Here is a 6,551-nt window from a genome sequence, read left to right as displayed (position 1 = left end):
CCCACCACAGCCCCGCCGCTGGCCCAGTTATCGGCCCCGGCCGTGTCGTTATCCAGCACGCCGTCTGCAGCAAGCACCGTCAGGGTGTCCCCTTCGGTGACACTGTTGCTGTCGTTGCGGGCATCCGGGCCATCGTCACGCACATCCACGCTCAGGGTGCCCTGCACCGGTGAGCCGTCGCTGTCGATCACCCGCACATCAAAGTCGTCACTGAGCACATCGGCCGCTTCCACCTGCAAGGGATCGGTGTGTTCGGTGGTGTTGTCATTCAGGGTGTAATCCCACTGGTAACTGCCATCGGGATTTTGCGTCACGTTCAGCGTGCCGTAGCGACCACTCACGGTGCCACCGCCGGTCACGTTCACCCAGGTGCCGCTGCTGTCCTGCACCCGCACTTCCAGGCTGGCCAGGGTGTCACCAAAGGTGTTGATGTCCAGGGTGCCGCTGGTGGCCTCGGTGGGACTGCCGGGGTTGGAGCCGTCGTCCAGGGCCGATTCCGCTACCCAGTCACGGCCATCATCAAAGGTAATATTCAGCGTGGGCGTGGAGTCTTCTCCCACTGTGATGGTCAGCGTGGCGGTGTCACTGTCGCCGTCACTGTCGGTGAGGGTGTATTCAATCTGCACCTGGCCTTCCGTCCCCGGGGCCGGCTCAAAGCGCACCCGGCCGTCTTCGGTCAGGCTCACTGTGCCCGCTTCTTCAAAGCCCGGCGCAAAAGCCACCCCGGTCACGGTGGCTCCGTCTGCCCCCTCGGTATCGTTCGCCAGCACATCCACCACAATGGCGGTGTCTTCCGGGGTACTGGCAACATCATCAACAGCATCCGGGCCATCATCAAGCACTTCAATATTAATATTGCCGGTGGCTTGTTCACCGTCGTCATCGGTAATACGTACCGGAATAACCTCAGACAGACGGTCGCCGTCAAATACAGCATTGGTGTCATTGTGCGTCTGAGGATCAGTAACGCTGTAGGTCCAGTTATAATTTTCATCAAATACAATGGTGCCATATTCTGTTGGCACTGTGCCGCCATTGGTAATATCAATCCAGTTGCCATCAGCATCCTGCACTTCTACCAGTGCCAGGGCATCACCACCGGTATTTATAATCAAAGTACCGCTTGCCGATTCATTATCAGAACCAGCACGGCTGCCAGCATCCAAAGCACCTTCGTCTACCCAGGCAAAATTACCACCGGCAAGATCAGGAAATTCAGGAGGAAGATCAGACGGTGTTAACGGCGGATTATAGTTAATGTCAAGTTCAGGAATGCTATTTTCATCAAGTAGCCGGGGCAGCTCGTCCAGCACAGTAGCAAATGCTTCAGGCGCAAAGGCAGTATCAAAACCAGCCTGAGCCAGCAGAGCGTCACCAGTTCGGCCCACTACCACAAACCCGGCATTACCACTGCCATCAGCCGTTGCCGGCCCGGCTGCCGGTGCCGGAGCGCCGGCAGCGGTAGCCTCAAACAGTTCGGTAGGATCAAGACCAGCCAAAATGGCTGCCTGAATGGCTTCCAGCTCTTCTGCCGGCTCCGGGGCGGGTGCTTCTGACTGCGCCTGATCAGTAGTGGTGTCTGCGGATACCTGCGAGTACACAATGCCGGAATTTTCGTCAGTTAACAGCACACTGCCTGCCGGTAATATTTGGCCGGGCGTGACCGGAGAAACCGTGCCGTCTCTGGCAATAACAAATGCCTGACCTGTTAAACTGGTAATTTGAATAGCGCTTTCAATGCGAGTGGTGTCCATGTTTTCAGCCCCTTTGTATCTTTATATTAAGATTAGGGCTGCTTCATGAAAGGATCCTGCGCAAAATTTCGCCGCATACAGGGCTATTCAGGGGGTGTTCTTTCTATAAAAACGAACGTTACATCCGTTCCGGCAACAGGCTGGAATAACACCAATGAGTTTCCTACAAAAGCCGGGCCGGCGGACTTATAAAGCCCTGATAGGCATCTATGTGCAGGCTTTTCAGGCGTGCCACCTGTTCCGCGGTTTCTACCCGGGTCGCAATCGTCAGCGCTCCCATGCCGTGTGCCGCGCGGCACACGGCGGCCAGAAAGGCGTCGTTATAATCAGGCTGCTGTGCCTGGCTGGTGTAACCATGATCCAGCTTTACATAGGCCGGCCTGAGTTTGCCCAGATGCACCAGCAAATCAAAATGGCGGCCAAAGTGATCTATTCCCCATTTCACCTTTAACCCGGCAAGCGGCGTCATTAATCGCTCCCAGCCCATGGCAAGCGCACTTTCAGGCAGCTCCAGCAACAGCCGGTTTCGCACCGGCTCATAACGCGCCAGAATTTGCTCCAGCTTGCGCCAAAAACCGGGTTGATGGCAGCTCTGACGAGTTATATTCACAGCCAGTGTCAGTTCAGGATGCGTCTCAAGAGTACGCAACACACAGGTCACCATATGCAAATCCAGCCGCTCTGCCAGCTCAAACTGCTCAGCAACCGGCACAAAATGATCAGCACTGTAAACCACATCCTGATGGCGAATGCTTATAAACACTTCATCATGGCAAGGCTCTCCGGCAAGGGTCATCACCGCCTGAGCATTCAGTTCAAAACTATTGTTATCGAGCGCCTGTTCCACCAGGGTTTTCCACTGCAGTCGTCCCAGCCGCTCACGCTGATGGTATGACTCTATCATGACGCCGGTTTTTTCATTCCGGGCCCGGTTCAGTACATGATCGGCCCGGGTCAGTAAATGGCCAAGATCATCGCCGGGCTGCACCAGCACTACCCCCACCAAAGACAGTTCGCGCGCATCACCCGAATCTTTTACCAGCTCGGCAATGTGCCGGTTAATGGAATCACCCAGTTGCTGCAGCAAAGCCGGGTCCGTCTCGCTCAGCAGCACGGCAAACTCAGTAGCGGAAATACGCGCCAGCACATGCTCTCCGGCGTCGCGGCACAGCTGGCGTAAGTGATTACTGATCACCCGCACCATCTGGTCCCGTGCTTCAAAGCCCTGTTCCTTATAAAACAGGTTCAGCACATTGGCCGATATCAGCATCAGTGCGCCACCGCGGTTATCGCCCAACCAGCTTTGGCTTTGTGTGGTTAACCAGGCACGGTTTCCAACACCGGAAACATGGTCCAGAAACGTACGCTTGCGCAGCCGCTCGGCCTCTTCTGCCTGCTCTTCAAACTGCACCTCCAGCCTGGCAGACATATGATTAATGGCCTGCACTACCTGCCTGAGCTCACGGGTTAAAGGCAATTCAATGGGCTTGCCAAAATGTTGCTGCTCTATTTCTTTAGCCTGCTGTTCAATATCATACAGCGGTCTGAGCAAATGCCGCAGCGCCATCATTAACAGCACGCCCACCATCGCAAAACTAATGGCAAACCATGTCAGCAGGCGGCTCATGCCCTGCCACAGCTGAAAATAAGCATGCCCGGTATGGCCCTGCACATAAAGCTCACCCAACTGCATCCAGCCGGACGTCAGCACGGCGCTGTGCTCACCCCCTTCAAACAAATTCAAACCGGCAAACCAGGCCGGCACCTGCTGTGGCGGTGCCGTGTTTTCTCGGCTAATGGTCATATCGGATGCCAGCAAGCGCAGCTTAATGGTGCGGTAATAGCCACCATCAAACATGGCATTAATTACCGACTCGGCCCCCAGCTGATCTTCACTTTCAAGATAGGGAGTCAGCGCCAGCCCCAGCGATGTTGTGGTGTTAATCACCATAAACTCCTGTTGCTGAGCCAGATAATTACGGGTGGAGCTGAACTGCACTGCATAAGCCGACACAAACAGCAGCGTAAACAGCAGCAGCATGGTGATCAAAAGTTGCCGGTACAGCGTCATATTGGTCAGTTCCTTTTGACAAATTCGTCACTCCGGTCAAGACCAGAGCCCACTACATGATGAACGCCACCACGGGGAGACTTATTTGGCTGCCGAATGGATTCCATTAATTCAGGTTCATCGCCGGACGACGCAACTGAGTGCGATCAAGCCGGTGGCGTACCTCATTCCACAACGACAAGCGAGACGAATCTCCGGCCAGCTCACCCCGGCCACGCTCTTTCATTAACCATAAGTGTTCACCGTTAAAACTATAAACCGGTGCCAGATCACCCCGCCTGGTGGCCGGCAAAATGTTCGGCTTTAAATTATCCAGAATCAACGGCACCGAAGCCGGAGTAGGATAATAGGCCACCACCATATGAAACTGGTTAAGCTCCAGCGCCTTGACATAAACCAGCCTGAGTTTTTCATCAGGCACGCCCAGCTCACGCAACGAAAAATACTTGGCCAGGCTAAAATCTTCACAGTCACCGCCACCGGCACCAATAAATTCCATGGGCGTGGCCCAGTAATCGTTTTGGGCCCACAGCTTAATATCATCAACAAATGCCAGCCGGTTAAAAAAAGCGTTCACCCGTGAAATAGTCTCCTGCTCATTCCAGCCCGCATTTTGTCCCTCACGTATCAGACTGCGCCACTGCGCCAGCCGGCCTGCGGCCACGGGCCCATATACACTCTGCACCGCAGCGCGCATGTTGCTGTCTTGTTCATCCAATGACCAGGCTGGCACGCCAAGCAAAGCGCCCAGCAGCGCCAGCCCGCAAAGCCGGTGATAAATCGGCCTCATTGCTCAGATGACGGCTCCATGCTGTATACATTCCAGCGTAACTGATCCGCCTCGGTCATATTGGTTAATGCCCCCACTACCCGGCGGTTGGCAGCGGCCGACTGCTCATTCTCTCCCATTAATACCGGCTTACTTTCGCCATAGCCGATAATGTCGAGCCGGTTGCCGGCCACCCCCTGCTGCATTAAGGCATCGCGCACCGTTTCGGCCCGGCGTTTAGACAGTGCCAGGTTGTATTCCTCGGTACCCACCCGGCTGGCATGACCTTCCAGTAGCAGCTTCAGCCCGGGATTCTCGGTCATAAACGCCGCCATCTGATTAATCTCATTCTGATATTCAGGCGTAATGTTCGACCTGTCGTGGGCAAACAGCACAATAATGTCTTGCTGCAGCACCCGGTTTTCACTGCCACCACAGCCGTCGTTATCTGTTAACGCATTCATTACCGAGTCGAGACAGTTATCCCGGGCGGTAATCACGCCGTCTCTGTCCATATCGGTCAGATCATAGGCAGGGGTGGTCTCCTGCTCGGGCTCGGCAGTTAATGATGAACAGGCTGCCAGCGGCAGCACTAAAGCCAGCAAAATCCATGTTTTCATTGTTTTTCTCCTTATTGTTACTGCCACTGCTCGGGTTGCGTAAAGCGCAATGCATCAAGCAACTGACCCGACGCATTCATAATTCGGTATTCCGCAAGCAGCTGATCATACTCGGCATTAATATAAGAGCGCCGCGCCTCAAACAACTCGTTTTCGGTGTTAAGCACATCCAGCAAGGTACGATCTCCCAACGAGAACTGCTTCTTGTAGGCATCTACCGTGTCGTAGCTTGACTCCACATGCTGGCGCAAAAAGTCTTTCTGCCGCCCCAAAGACTCATAAGCCGCCCAGGCCAGACGCATTCCTTCGTCTACCTGCCGGTGAGCATTCATATGAATGTCTTTAGCCTGCATCTCAAGGGCAGACGTAGAGCGGCTGCGGGCTACATCGGCACCACCGTTAAACAGGTTGTAGCGCATGCGCACCATAGCGGTGAAATCATTATTGTGGCCACGCACACCGTCTATGTCGTCGTTCCAGTTGCTGTCCAGCTCAATATTCACCTTGGGATAAAAGCCTGACTTGGCGTCTCTGTGCTGCTGATGAGCGGCCTCTATGTCATACACCGCCGACTTCAGCGTAGGATGCTGCTCCTTGGCCATGGCCAGAGCATCGTCAAGGGTAGCCGGCACAAAGTTGTCGTCAGGAGACGGCTGGCGTAAATCGCCGGGCATTTCATTCACCAGCGCCATAAACTGGCTCTGAGCATCACGCAGGTTGTTCTCAGCGGCGGTCATATTGGAATAGGCCCGCGCCACCCGGCCGTTAATCTGGTTAAGATCCGCCGTAGAGCCCACACCCGAGCTGGTGCGCCGCTGAATATCCGACAATATCTGCTCATGAGTGGCCAGGTTACGCTGCGACAGCTCCACCACTTCACTCTGGCGCAACACATTCAGGTACACTTCCGCTACCCGCAGCGCAATATTCTCTGCATCTGAGAGCAGAGCATAACGCTGAGCGTCGGCTTCAGCCTGAGTGCGGTGTACGTTGCTGGACGTTTTAAAGCCGTCAAACAACATCTGCCGGAGCGATAACCCGGCCTCTTTACGGGTTAAGGTTTTGTCGGCCCTGGGATCGCCATCGCGCACACCCGGGCTGTCGGTATATTCATATCCGATGCCGGCACTGGCATCGAGCTTGGGTAAATAGCCGGCAAACGCTTCGTCATTGTCATATTGACGGGACTGATAAAGATGAAAAGCTTCTTTCACCTTGGGGTGGGTCATTAGCGTTTGGGTTACCGCTTCTTCCAGTGTTTGCCCATAGGCAGGCAGCACCACCATGGCTCCCACCAGCACTGCAATTGCCGATTTTTTCATTGCTGACACTCCCTT

Annotated in this window: 5 protein-coding genes; all 5 read right to left on the bottom strand. The window is 54.8% G+C overall.

The window, feature by feature from the left end:
- Positions 1 to 1,754 (bottom strand): retention module-containing protein (locus G364_RS0102780; protein ID WP_026344641.1); only part of this gene is annotated, 1,754 nt, incomplete at its 3' end.
- Positions 1,755 to 1,917: 163 nt separating this feature from the next.
- Positions 1,918 to 3,825, bottom strand: a complete 1,908-nt coding sequence (locus tag G364_RS0102775) for an EAL domain-containing protein (protein ID WP_019933628.1) — start codon at positions 3,823 to 3,825, stop codon at positions 1,918 to 1,920.
- Between the two features lie 106 nt (positions 3,826 to 3,931).
- Entirely contained in the window at positions 3,932 to 4,615 is a 684-nt protein-coding gene (locus G364_RS0102770; protein ID WP_019933627.1) for a transglutaminase-like cysteine peptidase, read from the bottom strand.
- Positions 4,612 to 5,214: an OmpA family protein gene (locus G364_RS0102765; protein ID WP_019933626.1), complete on the bottom strand. Its 603-nt coding sequence runs from the start codon at positions 5,212 to 5,214 to the stop codon at positions 4,612 to 4,614. The genes G364_RS0102770 and G364_RS0102765 overlap by 4 nt, the downstream gene beginning before the upstream one ends.
- Before the next feature lie 17 nt (positions 5,215 to 5,231).
- Positions 5,232 to 6,536, bottom strand: a complete 1,305-nt coding sequence (locus G364_RS0102760) for a TolC family outer membrane protein (RefSeq protein ID WP_019933625.1) — start codon at positions 6,534 to 6,536, stop codon at positions 5,232 to 5,234.
- Between the last annotated feature and the right edge of the window lie 15 nt (positions 6,537 to 6,551).

The organism is Oceanimonas smirnovii ATCC BAA-899 (assembly GCF_000381965.1).
GTDB lineage: Bacteria > Pseudomonadota > Gammaproteobacteria > Enterobacterales > Aeromonadaceae > Oceanimonas > Oceanimonas smirnovii.
Note: the sequence above shows the minus strand (reverse complement) of the source record. Positions and strands in the feature narration are given on the sequence as shown.